Origin of the sequence: Bradyrhizobium sp. 191 (assembly GCF_023100985.1) — a bacterium.
Taxonomy (GTDB): Bacteria; Pseudomonadota; Alphaproteobacteria; order Rhizobiales; family Xanthobacteraceae; genus Bradyrhizobium; species Bradyrhizobium diversitatis.
In genome coordinates, this window is the sequence record NZ_CP064692.1 from 7,632,278 (window position 1) to 7,647,805 (window position 15,528).

Below are 15,528 nucleotides of genomic sequence, written 5' to 3' on the forward strand. Positions count from 1 at the left end.
GCGGAGATTTCCGATGGGTATGCTTGGCAACTCTGTCGATAAATATGTTACCGGCAGAATGCTTCAGACGTCCAACGACCGGCGGTGGGGGCATCTCCTGGCCGAGCGCTGGAGCCATGAGCCGGGCGATCTTCCCCCGCAATTGCCGCGCGACACCGAAATCGCCATCCTGCTGCGCGGCAGCTCGGTCGTCGACCGGGAAGGCGCGGGCATGCGGCAGCGCACTTTCGGCAGAAGGGGCACCGTGTGGCTCTGTCCGGCCGGCATCCGCGAGGATTTCATCCGCGTCGAGAACCAGATGCAGGAATGCCTGCATATCTTTCTTCCCGGACAGCCGTTCGACGACACCATGCTCCGGGATCTCGACATCGATCCGTCGGGAATGTCGATCCGCTACGAGGCCATCGATCAAGACATGTTCATCGAGCATGTCGCCACCCGGATCCTCGCCGAGCTCGAGCAGGAAACGTCCACCGGCCGCCTTTTGGTCGAAAGCCTGGGACGGGCCCTGTCGGCTCATCTGGTGCACAGCTATGCGGCAACGTCAGTCCGGCTGAAGCAGTCGTATGCCGTCCAGAAGCCGCTCGATGCCAGGCGCCTGTCGCGCGTCACGGAGTTCATCGACGCATCCGTCGAGCGCGATGTCACGGTGAAGGATCTGGCCTCGGTGGCGTGCATGAGCCCGGCGCATTTCTCCCGCAGCTTCAAGGCCGCGACGGGTAGCGCGCCGCATGAATATGTTAGCCGTCAGCGTCTTGATCTCGCCAAGCGGCTCCTGTCCACCAGCGATCGCCCGCTGGTCGACATCGCCTTTGCCGCGGGATTTTCGTCGCAGGCTAATTTCAACCGCGCCTTCCGCAAGGCGGTCGGGACGACGCCGAGCCTGTATCGGGCGCAGAAGGGGCGGGACTGAGCGCGCCGACTTTGGCGAGCTGGGGCCACGTCTCAGTTGATCCGGGTTGGATAATAAAGCCAAGCCGTGGATCGGTTCGACCAACTCCTTAACCGTGCTCTGACGCCAAGCGATGTTGGAAGCCAGCCCGCGTTTCGCATGTTGGGAAGGTGCTCTCGCGATGGGAGCTTGATCCAGATCAAGAAATCGGCGCCCAGCCCAATGGAAGCTCCAGGTCGAGAAATCGGCGCTCAGCCCAACAAGGGCATGCTTGAGCTATGGAGGTATGAAGATGGTCAAGCGCCTCCTCCTTGCATTTCTCTTCCTCGCATTTCTGCCGGTCGCCAGCCCACCGGCATTGGCGGATCAGGCTGCCACATCTCCAAAAATCGAAGAAGAGATCTGGGCCCTGCCGTTTTCATTGCCGGTCCTCGCCTATCTGGTCAGGCCGATCGGTGACGGGCCTTTCCCTTTGGTGATTATGAACCACGGCATTTCTCTCGGTGCTCAAGAGCGGACGATGTTTCCGATGGTCGAGTACCGGGAAGCCGCACGCTGGTTCGCGCGCCGTGGTTATGTAGTCATCTCGCCGATAAGGTACGGAGCGAGCAGCCTCGATGATAAGGACAAGGGACTTTACGGGGCGGTGTTTGCGCACGTCGGCAGCTGCGACAATCCAAATTTCCGTGGGCCCGGATTGGCGATCGCGACCCTGAATGAATGGGTCATTGACTACATGAGCAAGAAGCGGATGGTCCTGCCCGGTAAAGTCGTCGTCGTCGGCCAATCGGGGGGCGGATGGGGATCCATTGCCCTTGCCAGTCTCAATCCTGCGTCAGTCAAGGCGGTGATCACCTTTGCAGCTGGGCGCGGAGGCAGGGTAGATGGCAAGCCAAACAACAATTGCGCCCCCGACAAGCTCGTCGCAGCTGCAGGCGAATTTGGCCGAACGGCGCGAGTACCGATGTTATGGATATACGCCGAGAACGATAGCTATTTCGGCCCGAAACTTACGAAACGCATGCATGATGCGTTCGTAGAGGCGGGAGGGAACGCAGAATATAAAATGCTGCCCTCGTTCGGAAGTGACGGCCATTTCATGATCGATTCTCCGGACGCAGTGCCGATATGGTCACCGCTTGTCGCGCAGTTTCTGGAGGCCCATTCGGCCACCGGCAGCCCGCCACAGCAAGTCAACAAACGCGATGCCTCGGGGCAGCAGCCCACATTAGCGCCCCCTAAACTGAGTCTACCTCAGAATATTCATTACTCGAGCTGGCAAAAGCTTTGCTTCGTTTCGTCCGACAAGACTGAAATATGCCGGACCACATCGACCGGCGTGGACGATCTGGATCAGGTGATTGTACGCGTAGACCTTATCGAGCGTGCCGATGGTCGGGCTCGCCTACAGATTTTCGTTCCTCAGGGAGCGAATTTGCAGCAGGGGGTCAATGTGAAGGTAGATCAGGGCCGGTCAACGCAAATCCCCTTTAATTGGTGCCTCACAAACATCTGCATCGCGGCAGACGCAGTCGATCGACCGCTAATTGCTGAATTGGAAAACGGACAGAACCTCAAGCTGGAGCTAACCAGTCTGAACTCATCCTCGGCTTCGATAAGTTTGCCGATCAGTCAGTTTGGTGCAGCGCGCAAGGCTGCGCCGGCGCAGACCTTTGATTTCGGGCTAGATGAGGAATAAGCGATACGGAGTGCCAGGCCGGACGTCGTGCCGTGACCAGCCATTGCGGTGTTACTGCCCTGCACCACCAATCAATATCCCCATCGTGCCATTCTGCCCCTGTTTTGCCCGACGAGTCAAATTCCATTTCGACAAATACGAAGTTTCTGAACTGTCGGGGGTGATGAAATGTGTTGCCGCATCATCCCGATCAGGGCATGACCAAGCATCTAAAAATAGCGAAATCACGCCAAGCGCTTGGCTACTGTGCATGGGGTTGTTTTCGAAGTTTTGTTCCTGCCAGCTGATCTCGGGCCGGCGGCAGCCGCGCTCAGCCCCGCGGCCCGCGCAATTGCTCCGTCAGCCTGTCCATCGCATCCGCCACGTCACGCCACTGCGACAGCCAGCTGCGCGGGAAGCGGAAGGTGAGGTCGGCGCCGCCGATGCGGCGCTCTGAGAGGCACATGCCCGGAGTGGCCGCATCCCGGGTGCAGCGCGCAGTGAGTGCGGGGTTTGCCGCGGAATAGAGATCCTCGCTTCCATAAGGCGTGTCGGTGCGGAACATCCGCATCGTCAGCCCGTCCACGGGCATGGTCCCGGCCTGATCGAGATAGCGCGGATAGATCGTGGCCGTCCGCTGCTCGGGCGAGAGCGCATCGTGATGGGCCGCGATCGACAGGAAGATGCGGTCGATCGATGGCACCGCCGCTTCCACCGTGTCGGCGGTGACGTGCTTCGGCGCGCCGGGCGGCTCCAGCGAGGGATACAGGAAGTCGAGATCGATGCGCTCCTGCGGTCCCGAGTGCCGCTGGATCTTCATGCGGATCGCGGTCACCGGCAGGTTGAACAGCGTGCCGCCGATGCTCACCGGCAGCTTGTCCGGGGCGTTGGCGCCCCTGGGGCCCCAGGTTGGCCACAACAAATAGGCGACGAGCGCAACCGCGCATGCCGCGGCAGTGCCGGCGAGCACGATCGGGACGACATGCGCGCGGGTGCGCGTGCGGGGGGACCTGAGGGGAGCTGCCGAAAACACCGTCATGAATTGCGCAAGTCGAGCCGGAGGTCGGCCGATGGCCGACGAATCAGCGGCGAATATGCCACGCGAGGGCGGTTTCGCGGAGCATTCCCGGCTGCGGGGAGGCGGGGACGGCCCTGCGTGGACCGGCCGGCCGCGTTAACCTTCCCTTAAGGATAATGTAGCGTTAACCGGCACTCTTTGTCACAGGTAGGCTCCGGCGTTGCGTAAATGCGGACTGTTCCGATGACACCCGAAGCTCTCAATACTTTCTTCTCGATCTGCATCGGTTTCGCGCTCGCTGGCGCACTCGTGAACGGCTACCAAGCGCTCGCGCAGCGGCCCGCCGGCTTCGGCCTGCTGCAGGAGGGCGTGGCGCCGAAAACTTTCGCGGCGGTTCCGTTCCTGGTGTTCGCCGCGCCCTTCATCATCATGCGCAACACGCTGCGCGGCGTGCGAGTGGAAAGCCGCCGCGTGGAATTCGTGATGATGGCGACCGTCATCGCCGGCTTCTGGAGCATGATGAGCGGCACCTTCTTTCTGATGACGCTGCGCGCGGCCGGCATTCTGGTCTGAGGCCCACACTCTGGGCGCGGGCGGCCCTTTGCGTTGGGGCTGTCGTTTCGCTATGGCTGGGTCAACCCGACAGGAGACCTTGATGGCGATCTACGAGCTCGACGGGCAGGCGCCCGATCTTCCCGCCGACGGCAATTATTTCATCGCGGAGACCGCGACCGTGATCGGCCGCGTGCGCCTGAAGCCGGGTGCGAGCGTCTGGTTCGGCGCCGTGCTGCGCGGTGACAACGAGTGGATCGAGATCGGGGAGGGCGCCAACGTGCAGGACGGCTCGACCTGCCACACCGATCTCGGCTTTCCGCTTCACGTCGGCAGGAACTGCACGGTCGGCCACAATGTCATCCTGCATGGCTGCACCATCGAGGACGGCGCGCTGATCGGCATGGGCTCGATCGTGATGAACGGCGCCAGGATCGGCCGCAACAGCATCGTCGGCGCCGGCTCCGTCATCACCGAGGGCAAGGAGTTCCCCGAGCGCTCGCTGATCATCGGCTCGCCCGCGCGCGTGATCCGTACGCTCGACGACACGCAGGTGGAGAAGATGGGCAGTGCGGCCAGGTTCTACGTGGCCAACGGACCGCGCTTCAGGAAAGGCTTGAAGCGGATCGGCTGAGATCCGGCGCGGGGGCGCGGCTCGCTCCGTCCCGTAAGAATACCGGCGGCCAGCTTAATCCTCCGCTAGTGCGATCACGCTTATTGTTGGGCGTTTTCAACCAGGAGGAGCGTCGCCATGGCCGCGGCGGCGCTGGGATCAGGCTTCGGTGCCGGAACCAAATTATTGAAGAAGTTTGTAAAATTCGCGCGCGGCGCCGACACGCTGACGGTCGCGGAGAAGGTCTACAGCATCGCCGCCTTCCTGGCGATCGTCACCGTCTTCCTGCTGGTGATGTCGGTCCAGTCGGTGCGGTTGCAGACGACCTATCGTCACATGCATGCGTCCTCGGCTGCGGCAGCGATCAACGTCGGACGCATCAATGCGCTGATCTATGCGATCGTCATGGAGTCGCGCGGCATCTACATGACGGCGGATCGTGCCAGGATGAAGCACTTCGCGGACGGCCTGCTGCGGCGCAACCGTGAGCTTGCCGAGGCCGTGAAGAACATGGAGAAGAACGTCGGCAATGATGACGCCGAACTGTTCTCGAGCTTCCGGCAGCGGATCCAGCAGTTCATCGATTTCCGTCAGGAGCTCGTGCGGCGCGGAGTGGAGATCGGCTCGGCCGCGGCGCGCGAATGGGGCGACAACGACGCCAACCGCACCGTGCGCAGCAAGCTGAACAGCGACATCGAGGAACTCGAGCGCATCTACCAGCAGCGTGCCCGCGAGGCGGACGAACTCGCCGACAGCAACCGCTACGCGGCCGCCTATCTGTTCGTGCTCGGACTCGCCGCCTTGATGCTGGCGGCGCTCAACGTCGTGGTCATGCGCAGCTCGGTCGTCGGTGCCCTGTCCGAAATCACGCACGCGACCGACCGGATCGCACGGGGGGACGTCAAGAGCCAGGTGCCGCATCTCTCCCGTCACGACGAGATCGGTCATCTTGCGCGCGCTGTGCAGAATTTCCGCGACGCGGTGGCGCGCATCTTCGAGCTCGAGGAGCTCGAGCTCGGGACCGCGCAGGCGCGGGACGCGGCCATGACCGAGCGCGACAAGTTCAACGACAAATACCAGGCCAAGAAGTGGCAGCTTTCGGCCGCGATCAACAGCATGCCGCAGGGATTGATCATGCTCGACGGCAAGGCCAACGTGGTCGCGATGAACGCCAACTACAGGAAGATCTACAATCTGCCGGAGACGATCCAGACCGGGTCGAGCCTCGAGGAGATCCTCCAGCACAGGGTCGAGAGCGGATTGTTCAGCGGCGACGTCACGAAATACGTCGCGGCGGTTCTCGACCGGATCGCCAAGCGCCAGCCGGCGGCCTCCGAGATCGCCTTGAACGACGGCCGCATCATCAAGATCTACGAGCGCCCGATGGACGGCGGCGGCTGGGTGTCGGTGCAGGAGGACGTCACGGAACAGCGCCAGCGCGAACGCATTCTCGAGCGGATGGAGCGCTTCCTCGCCACCATCATCGAGAACGTGGCTGAGGGCATCATCGCCCAAGATGCGCGCAATCTGCGCTACGTCTTCGTCAACAAGGCCGCCGAGAAGATGATCGGCATGTCGCGCGGCGAGATCATCGGCAAGACGGCGCGGGAATTGTTCTCCGCCGAGGCTGCCGAACTGATCGAGCGGCGCGACCAGCAGTTGCTCGCACAGAGGCAGCAGCTCGAGCCGATCATCGATACGATCGATAATCCCGTCCGCGGGCGCCGCGTCATCTGCGCCCGCCGCATCCAGGTGGGGGGCGCCGGTGAGGAGTCCCACATGTTCGTGACCATGGTCGAGGATCGGACCGAGCGGCCAGCGGCGGCGGCATAGCGGCCGGCGTTCGCCACGGAGCGGGCCCTCAGCGTCCCTCGGATTTGCGCGCTTCGATCGCGCCTGCCACCTTCTCGTGACCGGCGGCCCAGAGTGCATGTTCGTCGCTGCCGTTGAGGTAGGATTGGCTTCGGCCGGAATATTTTCGCGCGCGGCGCGCTCGCCCTCTGCAAAGGGATCGCGATCGATCATCGTGATTTGCTTCCCTCGCTTTCAAGCTGATGTGACGGCATTTGTTTCGGAACAGCTCTTGATAGCGGCCGTTGACCGGCAAAGGAGGATTTCCGATGGCCAGATCGTCTGCAGGTGGTTCAATCAAGACTACGATCATGATCCTCGCACTCGCGGCCTTGCCCGCCTTATCGTTCGCGCAAACGACCGGCGGCTCTGCCGGATCGAGTGGAAGCTCAGTGGGACCAACCGGAGGCTCAGTGGGATCGACTGGAGGCTCGGTCGGGTCGACCGGAGGCTTTGCCAATTCGCCAGTTCCACCGCCGGGTCTCAACAGCCTGGGTACGGCTCAATCATCCGGCCCTGGCTCCGGAGTCACGACCGGCACCGGCGGAGGTGAGGCGGCTGATGCCGCCGTCAATGCCGAGAACCGGCAGCTCGACAGGAAAATCAAGAGCATCTGCCGCGGCTGCTGACGCTCGCGCGGAAGTGAGACAGCGTGGCTGTCACGAGTTCCCAACTGACGTTAGCTTGGTCCGGCTTTGAAGCGTGGAGTGTGTCCACGCGGAGGATCGAGTGATGTTTCGCAAGATGATCGTGACGGCGCTGACTGTGGCGGCGTTCGGACTGTTGGCGCCGCAGGCGGCCGAGGCGCGCGGCGGCTTCGGACATGGTGGAGGCTTCCATGGCGGCGGCTTCCATGGTGGAGGCTTTCGCGGCGGTGGCTTCCATGGGGGAGGCTGGGGGCATCGCCACTGGCATGGCGGCGGCTTCTGGCCAGGTGTCGCAATCGGCGCGGGTTTCGTCGGTGCCGGCTACTACGGCGGCTATTACGGCTACGGTTATCCCTACTACGGCGATCCCTACTATGACGGCCCCGGCTACAACGACGGCTACGGCGGCTGCTATGTCGCGCGGAAGCGCGTCATGACGCCGTCGGGATGGCGGTACCGCCGGGTCGACGTCTGCGAGTGAGACCGGAATAACCTGTTAAAGAACAAGGCCGTTGACGCAGTATACCGTCAACGACCTTGCCAGCCCCGGATATTGAAATCGGCTCACGCCATCCGGTAGGCGCCAGCATCGCGCGGAATTCTACGGGCGAATGTGATCCAGTTCACAAGTGGCGAAAATAAAGTTCCCGCGGCTGTCGGCTCAGCCGCGCGACCGCTTGCGCGCGCTGGTCTGGACGCGGTGTCGCGCCGGTTTCCTGCGGGTAACCGACGGTGTCTCGACCTCGGTCGCCCGCGCACTGGCAAATGACTGCCGCAAGCCGTCGATGGATTCGTTCAGGGTGGCAACCTGATCTGACAGACGCTTGGTATCGGCCTGTTGCGCGGCGAGCAGCCGCTTCATGGTCAGGAGCTGATCCTGCACCACCTGGAGCTGGTCGATCGATTCCTGCTGGGTCGCCTCCAGACCCTTGGTCTTCTCGACCAACTGCTCGGACGCCTGGGCCGCGCGGGCCTGGAGCTGCCGCGATGCCACCATGCGATCGCTCTCAGGGGCGGCGCCGGTATAAGCACGCCAGATCGCGATTGAAGTCACGCCCGCGATCAGGAGCAAGAGGGCTGCAGCGGTCAGCGCGATGGGCTGACCCCCAAGGCGAAGCAGGGAGGTGGACGGTGTGTCCCGGGCGAGATCGATCATCGCTGACAAAACCCAAATGGAAACTTGGCGAATGGCGAAGACCGGCAACCCAGAGGGCCACCGGGGCGTCCCGAAAGCCTTAGGTTTCGGCAAGGAATAGGACCAAAAAGAGGCTGGTTGGGATTTATGGGACGGGCGGGTGCAGAAAAAGGTTCAATAACACCTTTTCCGCGGCGTTTTCACGAGATTCGCTCAATCCAGGGCGCCGGCGTCCGCCTGAGGACACGTTGCTGATCCCGGTCGTCGGGGCTGCGCTCGTCAGTGATTCCGCATCAGAATCGGCAGGCGAGGCCGACCGTCGCGGTGTGGGTGCGGGCCGGGCACACGGACCCTTTGCTCACGCCGTCCATAGATATGTGGTGCTGCGCCTACGGCCGAAACTGCGACAACAATCCATCATAGGGCTTCGATCGCGGCGCGGCATAGGGCCCGAGCCGGGAGGTCTTCAACCCCAGCCGCCCCAGTGATTCCGCCAGCGTCACCGCAGCAGTGACGCCGTCGACCACGGGCAGGCCGTGCGTGGCGGCGAGCTCAGTGGCGAGGTCGGCCATGCCGGCACAGCCGAGCACGATGGCTTCGGCGCGGTCGTCGCGGATCGCGGCAGTGATCTCCGCCGAAATCTTACCGAGTGCATCAGTGTCGCGCTCTTCCAGTGCCAGCACCGGCACGTCGGCCGCCCGGACGCGGGCGCAGCGCTCGGCGAGGCCGTATTTCCGCAAATTGTGCTCGATCGGCACGATGGACACACCGAGCGTCGTCACCACGGCGAAGCGTGCGGCGATCAGGCTCGCCACGTGGAAGCCTGCTTCGCCGATGCCGATCACCGGCGCCTTCGCGGCGGCGCGCGCGGCATCCAAGCCAGTGTCGTCGAAGCAGGCGATGATGTGCGCGTCCGCGCCGTCGCGGTCGGCCTCGCGGATGCAGCCGAGCATGCCGGGGACTGCGAAGGCCTCGTCGTAAAAGCCCTCGATCGAGACCGGGCCCATCGCCGGCTGACGCGCGTCGATCACCGTCCCGGGCAGGGCGACGCTGCGCGCCGCAGCGGCGATCTTCGCCGTCATCGACGCGGTGGTGTTGGGGTTGACGACGTGAAGCCGCATCGGATCAGACAAGTCCCCTGTCAGACGAGCCCCTTGCCGGCGTCCGAGCCCTTGGCCGCCTGCCGCTTGTTGAGCACGTGGATGGTGCCGAGCGCAAGCGAGATCACGGTGAACGAGACCGCCGAGATCACAGTGCCGAGCGCATAGATGTCGGGGTTCGTCACGGTGGTGGTGAGTCCCTGCAGATCGAGCGGCAATGTATTCACCGCGCCGATGGCCTGGCTGGAGCGGGCGAGTTCGTCCCAGGACAGCGTGAAGCCGAACAGGCCGATGCCGATCACCGACGGCAGGATGATCGGCAGCACGACATGACGGAAGGTCTGCCACGGTGTCGCGCCGAGATCGCGCGCGGCTTCCTCGAGGCGCGGGTCGAAGCGGTTGAAGATCGCGAACATGATGAGAAGCCCGAACGGAAGCGTCCAGGTCAGATGCGCGCCAAGCCCGGAGGTGAGCAGGCCCATCGAGGTTTCGAAATTCTCGTTCCAATGCGCCTTGATCAGATCGTCGATGATGCGGAATTCAAGCGAGATGCCGAGCGAGGTGATGATCGAGGGTACGATCAGGCTCGCGATCGCCGAATAGAACAGGATGCTTTGCGCCTTGAATTTACGGCGGAACGCCATGCCTGCGGCGACCGACAGCACGACGGTGAGGACCATCACGACGAGGCCAAGCAGCAGCGAGCGGCGGAAGGCCGCGCCGAGATCGACGATGCCGGTGCCCTGGAACAGTTTCGCGATCCAGAAGGTCGAGACGCCGTTCATCGGGAAGGTGAGGCCGCCCTGCGGCCCCTGGAACGACAGCACGTAGATCGCGATCATCGGCCCGTAGAGGAACAGCACATAGGCCGCGAAGAAGATCGCGAGCACGTAGAAAGAGCGCGGACGTCCTTCCCTCATGCTCAGAGCTCCTTCTTGATGTCGACGATCCGGGACATCATCGTGATGATCAGGAAGGTTATCGCGAGCAGGATCACCGCATTCGCGGCGGCGGCCGGGAATTGCAACGCGTTGACCCGCGTCTCGATGATCTTGCCGGCAGCGGCGATCTGCTGGCCGCCCATCACGCCGATGGTGATGAAGTCGCCCATCACGATGGTGATGACGAAGATCGAGCCGATCACGATGCCGGGCTTTGCCAATGGAATGATGACGTTGACGAGGGTCTGGAAGCCGGTGGCGCCGGCGTCATAGGCCGCCTCGATCAGCGACTTGTCGATGCGCACCATGGAATTGAAGATCGGCACCACCATGAAGAAGGTGAAGAGGTGCACTAGCGCCAGCACGACGGAGAACTCGGAGAACAGCAGCCATTCCACGGGATGGTTGATCAGGCCCGTCTTCATCAGGCCCGAGTTCACCAGGCCATTGCGCCCGAGCAGCGGAATCCAGGCGATCATGCGGATCACGTTGGAGGTCCAGAACGGGATCGTGCAGAGCAGCGACAGTCCCATCTGCCAGGTCTTGGACTTGACGTGGAACGCGAGGAAATAGGCGACCCAGAAGCCGATGAACAGCGTGATGGCCCAGACCATGAAGCACAGCTTCAGCGTCTTCAGATAGGTCTTGCCGATCGTGCAGAGATCGGGGAGCTGCGCGAGGCAGCCCTCGAACGTGTCGGTGTAGCCGCGGCCGGAGAAAGCCGGCAGCAGCTGGTATTCGTTGTAGTCCCAGAACGAAACGATGACGACGAAGACGAGCGGAATGAGGAAGAAGGCGAGAAACACCAGCATCATCGGCCCGGCCTGGAGCCAGGAGATGAAGGACGGCGATAAGCGCGTCGGCTTTGCGGCGCGCGCTGTGCCCGACCCCGGGATCAAGCCCGGGGTTGCCTGTTGCAGAACTTCTTCCGACATGTCCGTTACGCCGCGATGAACTCATTCCACTTGCGGACCATGTAGTCGTTCTCGTCCATCACCGCGTTCCAGCACGCGACCGCGCCCATGCGGTCCTCGTAGGAGCCGCCGTCGCGCACCGCGCCGGCCTTCTCCAGCAGCGAACCGTCGGGCGCCTTGATGTCCTTCTCGGCCGGCTTGCCTTCCATCCAGTAGGCCCACTCGTAGGGCTCCATATGCGCCTTCGCGGTGGAGAGGACGGCGGAGTAGTAGCCCTGGCGGTTGAGATAGGCGCCGGCGTAGCCGGACAGGAACCAGTTGACGAACTCATAGGCCCATTCGAGCTTCGCGCCCGAGACGCCCTTGGAGACGCAGAAGCCGGAGGCCCAGGAGCGGTAGCCTTCCTTCAGCGGCTGGAAGGTGCAGGCGATCCCCATCGAGCGCACCTTCGTCACCGCCGGCGACCACATCGACTGAATCACGGTCTCGCCGGAGGCCATCAGGTTGACGCTCTCGTTGAAGTCCTTCCAGAAGGCGCGGAACTGGCCGGCCTTCTTGGCCTCGGTCATCACCTTCATGGTGAGATCGATCTCTTCCTTGGTCATATTGCCCTTGTCGGCATATTTGTACTTGCCGGAGGCTTCCACGACCATCGCGGCATCCATGATGCCGATCGAGGGGATGTTGAGGATCGAGGCCTTGCCCTTGAATTCGGGGTTGAGCAGTTCGGCCCAGGTGCTGATCGGACGCTTGATCAGGTCGGGGCGGATGCCGAGCGTGTCGGCGTTGTAGACGGTCGGGATCAGCGTGACGAATTCGGTCGGCGACGTCGCGAACTTCTTGGAGTCCTTGCCTTCGAGATAAAGCACCTTCCAGGGTGCGGTGCCCTGGCCGCCGATCTTCTTGCCGCCGGGCGTCTCGCCCTTGGTGAAGACGGGCGTGATGTTGTCGAACTGTTTGATCTTCTTGGCGTCGAGCGCAAGGATGTTGCCCGACGGCACCAGCTTCTTCAGCGAGAAATATTCGGTGTCCAGCACGTCGAAGGAATTCGGCTGGGTCATCACGCGCTTGGTGACGTCGTCGGTGGTCGCGGTGATGTATTCGATCTTGATGCCGGTGTCCTTCAGGCACTGCTTGGCGATGTCGTCGCCCTCGTTCACGGCGGTGCCGAGATAGCGCAGCACCTTCGCGTCGGCCGACTTCACGTAGGGAAAGCCGGTGATCGCCCCCGAGCCGGCGGCAAGGCCGGCGAGACCTGCGGTGCCCTTGAGCAGCGTGCGGCGGCTGACGCCCTTCGTCCTGGTGGTCTCGGTCATGTCATCACTCCTCTGTTGCGCATTCCGGTGATTGATCGGCGCTATTGCAGGGGTTGCGCCTTGGCGGGATCCCAGGTGGCCAGCACGCGATCGCCCGGACGGAACGGGTGGACGTCGAAGGCGGCCTCGGGAAGGTGGGAGAACAGGGCGGTGCCGTCGTCGAGCGTGAGCGAGACGGCGATGTAGGAGCCCTGGTACTCGGTCTGGGTCAGCAGCGCCGGCGCGCCGAACGCGCCGTCAGCGAACGGCACGATGCCGAGCTGATCGGCGCGCACGGCGATGAGTTTGCCGGCGTCGCTGAGGACGTTGTGGCCGCCGATGAAGCGGGCCACGAATTCGGTGCGGGGATGGTGGAAGATGTCGCGCGCCGTGCCCTGCTGCTCGATCCGGCCCTGGTTCATCACGACGATGTGGTCGGCGAGGGCCATAGCCTCTTCCTGACCGTGGGTGACCTGTATGAAGCTGATGCCGAGTTCGCGCTGCAGCCGCTTCAACTCGCCGCGCATCTTCACCCGCAGGAACGGATCCAGCGCGGAGAGCGGCTCGTCGAGCAGGAGGATCTGCGGCTCGGTGATCAGCGCGCGGGCGAGCGCCACGCGCTGCTGCTGGCCGCCGGAAAGCTGCGCCGGGAGACGGCCCGCATATTGGCTCATTGCGACCAACTCGAGCAATTCGCCGGCGCGCTTGTGCCGCGTCGGCTTGTCGATCCCGCGCATCTTCAAGGCGAAGGCGACGTTGTCGAGCACGCTGAGGTGCGGAAACAGCGCGTAGGACTGAAACATCATCGCCGTGCCGCGCTTGGCAGGCTCGAGATCGGTGACGTTCTGTGCGCCGAGGATAATGTCGCCCTCGCTGACCGCCTCGTGGCCCGCGACCATGCGCAGGGTCGAGGTCTTGCCGCAGCCGGAGGGGCCGAGCAGGCAGCAATAGGTGCCGGCCGGGATCTTCAGGTTGACGTTGTCGACCGCCAGCGTGGCGTCGTAGCGCTTGGTGACGGCAACCAGTTCGAGAGCGGCGGGAGTGGCCATGGCGTGTCCGGGCAGGGGCGATGCTTTCCGCCTCTCTCCGCAAGCTCCGTGCCAACAACCCTCAGTCAACCGATTTCAGAAAACTGTGCAGTGGAGTCAGATCGTTAGGTCAATTCCGACTCCGGCTGGCCGGCCGCCGCCGGCGCATTCCTCTGCACACAAAACGGGCTCAGATTGTATAAAGTTTCGCCTGTGATTGGATACAGCTCGTCGACTACCATTCGGTCGAACGTCGCCGATCGAGCCCTCACGCCCATGGCCAAGACCCGCCCGAAATCCGATGCGCCAGATGCGAGCGATCGGGTCAGCCGTATCCGGGAGGGCGTGACCGCCGCGATCCTAGAACATCGCCTGCTGCCGGGCACGAAGCTCGGCGAGGACGAGATCGGCGATATCTATGGCGCGAGCCGCACGCTGGTGCGCACCGCGCTGCAGCAGCTCGCGCATGAGGGCATCGTCAACATCGAGAAGAACCGCGGCGCGTTCGTCGCGCGCCCGACGCCTGCCGATGCCCGCGAAGTGTTCGAGGCGCGGCGCCTGATCGAGCCTGCCATCGTCGATCACGCGATCGATGCGGCGTCTCCGACTTGGATCAATCGCCTGCAGCGCCATCTCACCGAGGAACGCGAGGCGGAACTGCGCGGCGATGCGCGCGCCTCGGTGCGGCTCTCCGGCGAGTTTCATCGTATCGTCGCCGAGATGAGCGGCCACAGCATCTATCTCGGCTTCCTCAAGGAGCTGATCGCGCGCTCCTCGCTCATCATCCTGCTCTACCGCCGCCACGACACGCCGGCTTGCGGCACCGACCACCACGCCGGGATCGTCGAGGCGATCGGCCGGCGCGATGGCGAGGCCGCGCGCGCGCTGATGTTGTCGCATCTGCAAGAAATCGAGGCCGAACTGTTCCTGAAAGAGCTCGACGCCGCGGATCGGCGGCTCGCCGACGTGCTGGGCGTCTGAGCGGTCCTGATACTAAAGCGTGACCCGGAAAAGTGCGCAGCGGTTTTCCGAAAAAATCATGCTTAAACGACAACCTGAAGCGCGATCACGATTCGTCCTAATCGCATCGCGCTTTAGCGGCGCGCGGATGCCTTCGTCGGGTTTCGCCCCGTCTGCTTCGCAGCCACGGGACGTCGCTCATAGGCCGCGAGAAACACGTTGATGCCATTCTCGATCAGCGCGCGATGGCGGGCCGGGCTCGGCGTCTTCATCGAGAGGGTCCATTTCAGGATCTCCTTGCCTTGGATCAGGCTGAGAAACTGCGTCGCCGCCATGGCGACGTCGGGAACGTCGACGAGGCCCTGCGCCTGCGCTGCACGCAGGAAGGCGGCCACTTCGGCGTCGCAGCGGTCCGGTCCGGACTTCATGAAAACCTCCGCCACGCGCGGATAACGCGAGGCGCAGGACATCACAAGTCTGTGCACGGCAAGCCCGCGCTGGTCGAGAAAGGCTTCGAGGAACGTCGTGCCAATGGCGTGGAGTTCTGCCCTGAGATCGATCTTGCCGCCGTGGTCGCGCCATAGCGTCTTCGGCCCGAAGCGCTTGCACTCCTCGTTCACGAGCGCGAGCAGCAGATCGTCCTTGTCGTCGAAATGAACGTAGAGCGTAGCCTTCGAGACCCCGGCCTCGCGCGCGATCGCGTCCATGCTGGTGGCATCGAAACCCTGATCGAGAAAGAGAACGCGGGCGCTGTCGAGAATCTGGCTGTGCTTGGCCCTGGCGCGCGGCTTCTGGCTCGTATCGGCCAGTCCTTTGGTCTCTCGCATCTGCGCCTTATGCACTGTCGTCATTGACCTGTAACCCCACGGCTTGACTTTTGGTTCCAACCTGCAACATACAGCCT

General features: G+C 63.2%; 17 protein-coding genes. 8 read left to right on the forward strand and 9 right to left on the reverse strand.

The features are described from left to right. Nucleotides 1-58: 58 nt before the first annotated feature. Together IVB23_RS35800 and IVB23_RS39515 are read left to right on the forward strand one after the other, a co-directional pair. Nucleotides 59-913, forward strand: a complete 855-nt coding sequence (locus IVB23_RS35800; RefSeq protein WP_082822266.1) for an AraC family transcriptional regulator — start codon at nucleotides 59-61, stop codon at nucleotides 911-913. Between the two features lie 271 nt (nucleotides 914-1,184). Next, entirely contained in the window at nucleotides 1,185-2,591 is a 1,407-nt protein-coding gene (locus IVB23_RS39515) for an invasion associated locus B family protein (RefSeq protein ID WP_346659130.1), read from the forward strand. A 310-nt stretch (nucleotides 2,592-2,901) separates the two neighbouring features. On the opposite strand, the gene IVB23_RS35815 is transcribed toward IVB23_RS39515, so the two are convergent. After that, a complete protein-coding gene (locus IVB23_RS35815) occupies nucleotides 2,902-3,609 on the reverse strand; it encodes a hypothetical protein (RefSeq protein ID WP_247801711.1) in 708 nt (235 codons plus the stop codon). 222 nt (nucleotides 3,610-3,831) lie between these two features. Here IVB23_RS35815 and IVB23_RS35820 point away from each other — a divergent pair, with 222 nt between their 5' ends. From IVB23_RS35820 to IVB23_RS35830, 3 genes are all read left to right on the forward strand, one after another. Further along, nucleotides 3,832-4,161, forward strand: a complete 330-nt coding sequence (locus IVB23_RS35820) for a hypothetical protein (RefSeq protein ID WP_061882846.1) — start codon at nucleotides 3,832-3,834, stop codon at nucleotides 4,159-4,161. 82 nt (nucleotides 4,162-4,243) lie between these two features. Next, nucleotides 4,244-4,774, forward strand: a complete 531-nt coding sequence (locus tag IVB23_RS35825; protein WP_061882845.1) for a gamma carbonic anhydrase family protein — start codon at nucleotides 4,244-4,246, stop codon at nucleotides 4,772-4,774. Between the two features lie 117 nt (nucleotides 4,775-4,891). After that, a complete protein-coding gene (locus IVB23_RS35830; RefSeq protein WP_247801713.1) occupies nucleotides 4,892-6,586 on the forward strand; it encodes a PAS-domain containing protein in 1,695 nt (564 codons plus the stop codon). A 28-nt stretch (nucleotides 6,587-6,614) separates the two neighbouring features. Here the strand turns inward: IVB23_RS35830 and IVB23_RS35835 are convergent, their stop codons facing one another. Next, nucleotides 6,615-6,917: a hypothetical protein gene (locus IVB23_RS35835; RefSeq protein ID WP_247805036.1), complete on the reverse strand. Its 303-nt coding sequence runs from the start codon at nucleotides 6,915-6,917 to the stop codon at nucleotides 6,615-6,617. Between IVB23_RS35835 and IVB23_RS35840 the strand changes: the two genes are divergently transcribed. Together IVB23_RS35840 and IVB23_RS35845 are read left to right on the forward strand one after the other, a co-directional pair. Then, nucleotides 6,874-7,233: a hypothetical protein gene (locus IVB23_RS35840; RefSeq protein ID WP_082822264.1), complete on the forward strand. Its 360-nt coding sequence runs from the start codon at nucleotides 6,874-6,876 to the stop codon at nucleotides 7,231-7,233. The genes IVB23_RS35835 and IVB23_RS35840 overlap by 44 nt on opposite strands. A gap of 103 nt (nucleotides 7,234-7,336) precedes the next feature. Then, nucleotides 7,337-7,732, forward strand: a complete 396-nt coding sequence (locus IVB23_RS35845; RefSeq protein ID WP_061882843.1) for a hypothetical protein — start codon at nucleotides 7,337-7,339, stop codon at nucleotides 7,730-7,732. A gap of 180 nt (nucleotides 7,733-7,912) precedes the next feature. On the opposite strand, the gene IVB23_RS35850 is transcribed toward IVB23_RS35845, so the two are convergent. The 6 genes from IVB23_RS35850 to IVB23_RS35875 form a co-directional block, all read right to left on the reverse strand. Beyond that, nucleotides 7,913-8,407, reverse strand: a complete 495-nt coding sequence (locus IVB23_RS35850) for a hypothetical protein (RefSeq protein ID WP_197967663.1) — start codon at nucleotides 8,405-8,407, stop codon at nucleotides 7,913-7,915. 368 nt (nucleotides 8,408-8,775) lie between these two features. Continuing rightward, nucleotides 8,776-9,507, reverse strand: a complete 732-nt coding sequence (locus IVB23_RS35855) for an aspartate/glutamate racemase family protein (protein ID WP_197967733.1) — start codon at nucleotides 9,505-9,507, stop codon at nucleotides 8,776-8,778. A 20-nt stretch (nucleotides 9,508-9,527) separates the two neighbouring features. Next, complete coding sequence (locus IVB23_RS35860) at nucleotides 9,528-10,406, reverse strand: ABC transporter permease subunit (protein WP_061882840.1); 879 nt, start codon at nucleotides 10,404-10,406, stop codon at nucleotides 9,528-9,530. 2 nt (nucleotides 10,407-10,408) lie between these two features. Next, nucleotides 10,409-11,362, reverse strand: a complete 954-nt coding sequence (locus IVB23_RS35865; RefSeq protein ID WP_082822263.1) for an ABC transporter permease — start codon at nucleotides 11,360-11,362, stop codon at nucleotides 10,409-10,411. Between the two features lie 5 nt (nucleotides 11,363-11,367). After that, the gene (locus IVB23_RS35870) at nucleotides 11,368-12,657 is read right to left on the reverse strand and encodes a PotD/PotF family extracellular solute-binding protein (RefSeq protein ID WP_061882839.1); all 1,290 of its coding nucleotides are present in this window, start codon (nucleotides 12,655-12,657) and stop codon (nucleotides 11,368-11,370) included. Between the two features lie 41 nt (nucleotides 12,658-12,698). After that, nucleotides 12,699-13,685 (reverse strand): ABC transporter ATP-binding protein, encoded by a 987-nt coding sequence (locus tag IVB23_RS35875; protein ID WP_061882838.1) that lies wholly within the window; start codon nucleotides 13,683-13,685, stop codon nucleotides 12,699-12,701. 255 nt (nucleotides 13,686-13,940) lie between these two features. Between IVB23_RS35875 and IVB23_RS35880 the strand changes: the two genes are divergently transcribed. Further along, on the forward strand, nucleotides 13,941-14,645 hold the full coding sequence (locus IVB23_RS35880) for a GntR family transcriptional regulator (protein ID WP_247801716.1): 705 nt from the start codon (nucleotides 13,941-13,943) through the stop codon (nucleotides 14,643-14,645). 113 nt (nucleotides 14,646-14,758) lie between these two features. Here the strand turns inward: IVB23_RS35880 and IVB23_RS35885 are convergent, their stop codons facing one another. Continuing rightward, nucleotides 14,759-15,475 carry a TetR/AcrR family transcriptional regulator gene (locus IVB23_RS35885; protein ID WP_247801718.1) on the reverse strand — a complete coding sequence of 239 codons (717 nt, stop codon included), beginning with the start codon at nucleotides 15,473-15,475 and terminating at the stop codon, nucleotides 14,759-14,761. Nucleotides 15,476-15,528 lie beyond the last annotated feature (53 nt).

Coding starts and splice junctions, on each gene's coding strand:
- IVB23_RS35800 (WP_082822266.1), top strand. CDS start 59: ATGCTTCAGACGTCCAACGACCGGCGGTGGGGGCATCTCCTGGCCGAG.
- IVB23_RS39515 (WP_346659130.1), top strand. CDS start 1,185: ATGGTCAAGCGCCTCCTCCTTGCATTTCTCTTCCTCGCATTTCTGCCG.
- IVB23_RS35815 (WP_247801711.1), bottom strand. CDS start 3,609: ATGACGGTGTTTTCGGCAGCTCCCCTCAGGTCCCCCCGCACGCGCACC.
- IVB23_RS35820 (WP_061882846.1), top strand. CDS start 3,832: ATGACACCCGAAGCTCTCAATACTTTCTTCTCGATCTGCATCGGTTTC.
- IVB23_RS35825 (WP_061882845.1), top strand. CDS start 4,244: ATGGCGATCTACGAGCTCGACGGGCAGGCGCCCGATCTTCCCGCCGAC.
- IVB23_RS35830 (WP_247801713.1), top strand. CDS start 4,892: ATGGCCGCGGCGGCGCTGGGATCAGGCTTCGGTGCCGGAACCAAATTA.
- IVB23_RS35840 (WP_082822264.1), top strand. CDS start 6,874: ATGGCCAGATCGTCTGCAGGTGGTTCAATCAAGACTACGATCATGATC.
- IVB23_RS35835 (WP_247805036.1), bottom strand. CDS start 6,917: ATGATCGTAGTCTTGATTGAACCACCTGCAGACGATCTGGCCATCGGA.
- IVB23_RS35845 (WP_061882843.1), top strand. CDS start 7,337: ATGTTTCGCAAGATGATCGTGACGGCGCTGACTGTGGCGGCGTTCGGA.
- IVB23_RS35850 (WP_197967663.1), bottom strand. CDS start 8,407: ATGATCGATCTCGCCCGGGACACACCGTCCACCTCCCTGCTTCGCCTT.
- IVB23_RS35855 (WP_197967733.1), bottom strand. CDS start 9,507: ATGCGGCTTCACGTCGTCAACCCCAACACCACCGCGTCGATGACGGCG.
- IVB23_RS35860 (WP_061882840.1), bottom strand. CDS start 10,406: ATGAGGGAAGGACGTCCGCGCTCTTTCTACGTGCTCGCGATCTTCTTC.
- IVB23_RS35865 (WP_082822263.1), bottom strand. CDS start 11,362: ATGTCGGAAGAAGTTCTGCAACAGGCAACCCCGGGCTTGATCCCGGGG.
- IVB23_RS35870 (WP_061882839.1), bottom strand. CDS start 12,657: ATGACCGAGACCACCAGGACGAAGGGCGTCAGCCGCCGCACGCTGCTC.
- IVB23_RS35875 (WP_061882838.1), bottom strand. CDS start 13,685: ATGGCCACTCCCGCCGCTCTCGAACTGGTTGCCGTCACCAAGCGCTAC.
- IVB23_RS35880 (WP_247801716.1), top strand. CDS start 13,941: ATGGCCAAGACCCGCCCGAAATCCGATGCGCCAGATGCGAGCGATCGG.
- IVB23_RS35885 (WP_247801718.1), bottom strand. CDS start 15,475: ATGACGACAGTGCATAAGGCGCAGATGCGAGAGACCAAAGGACTGGCC.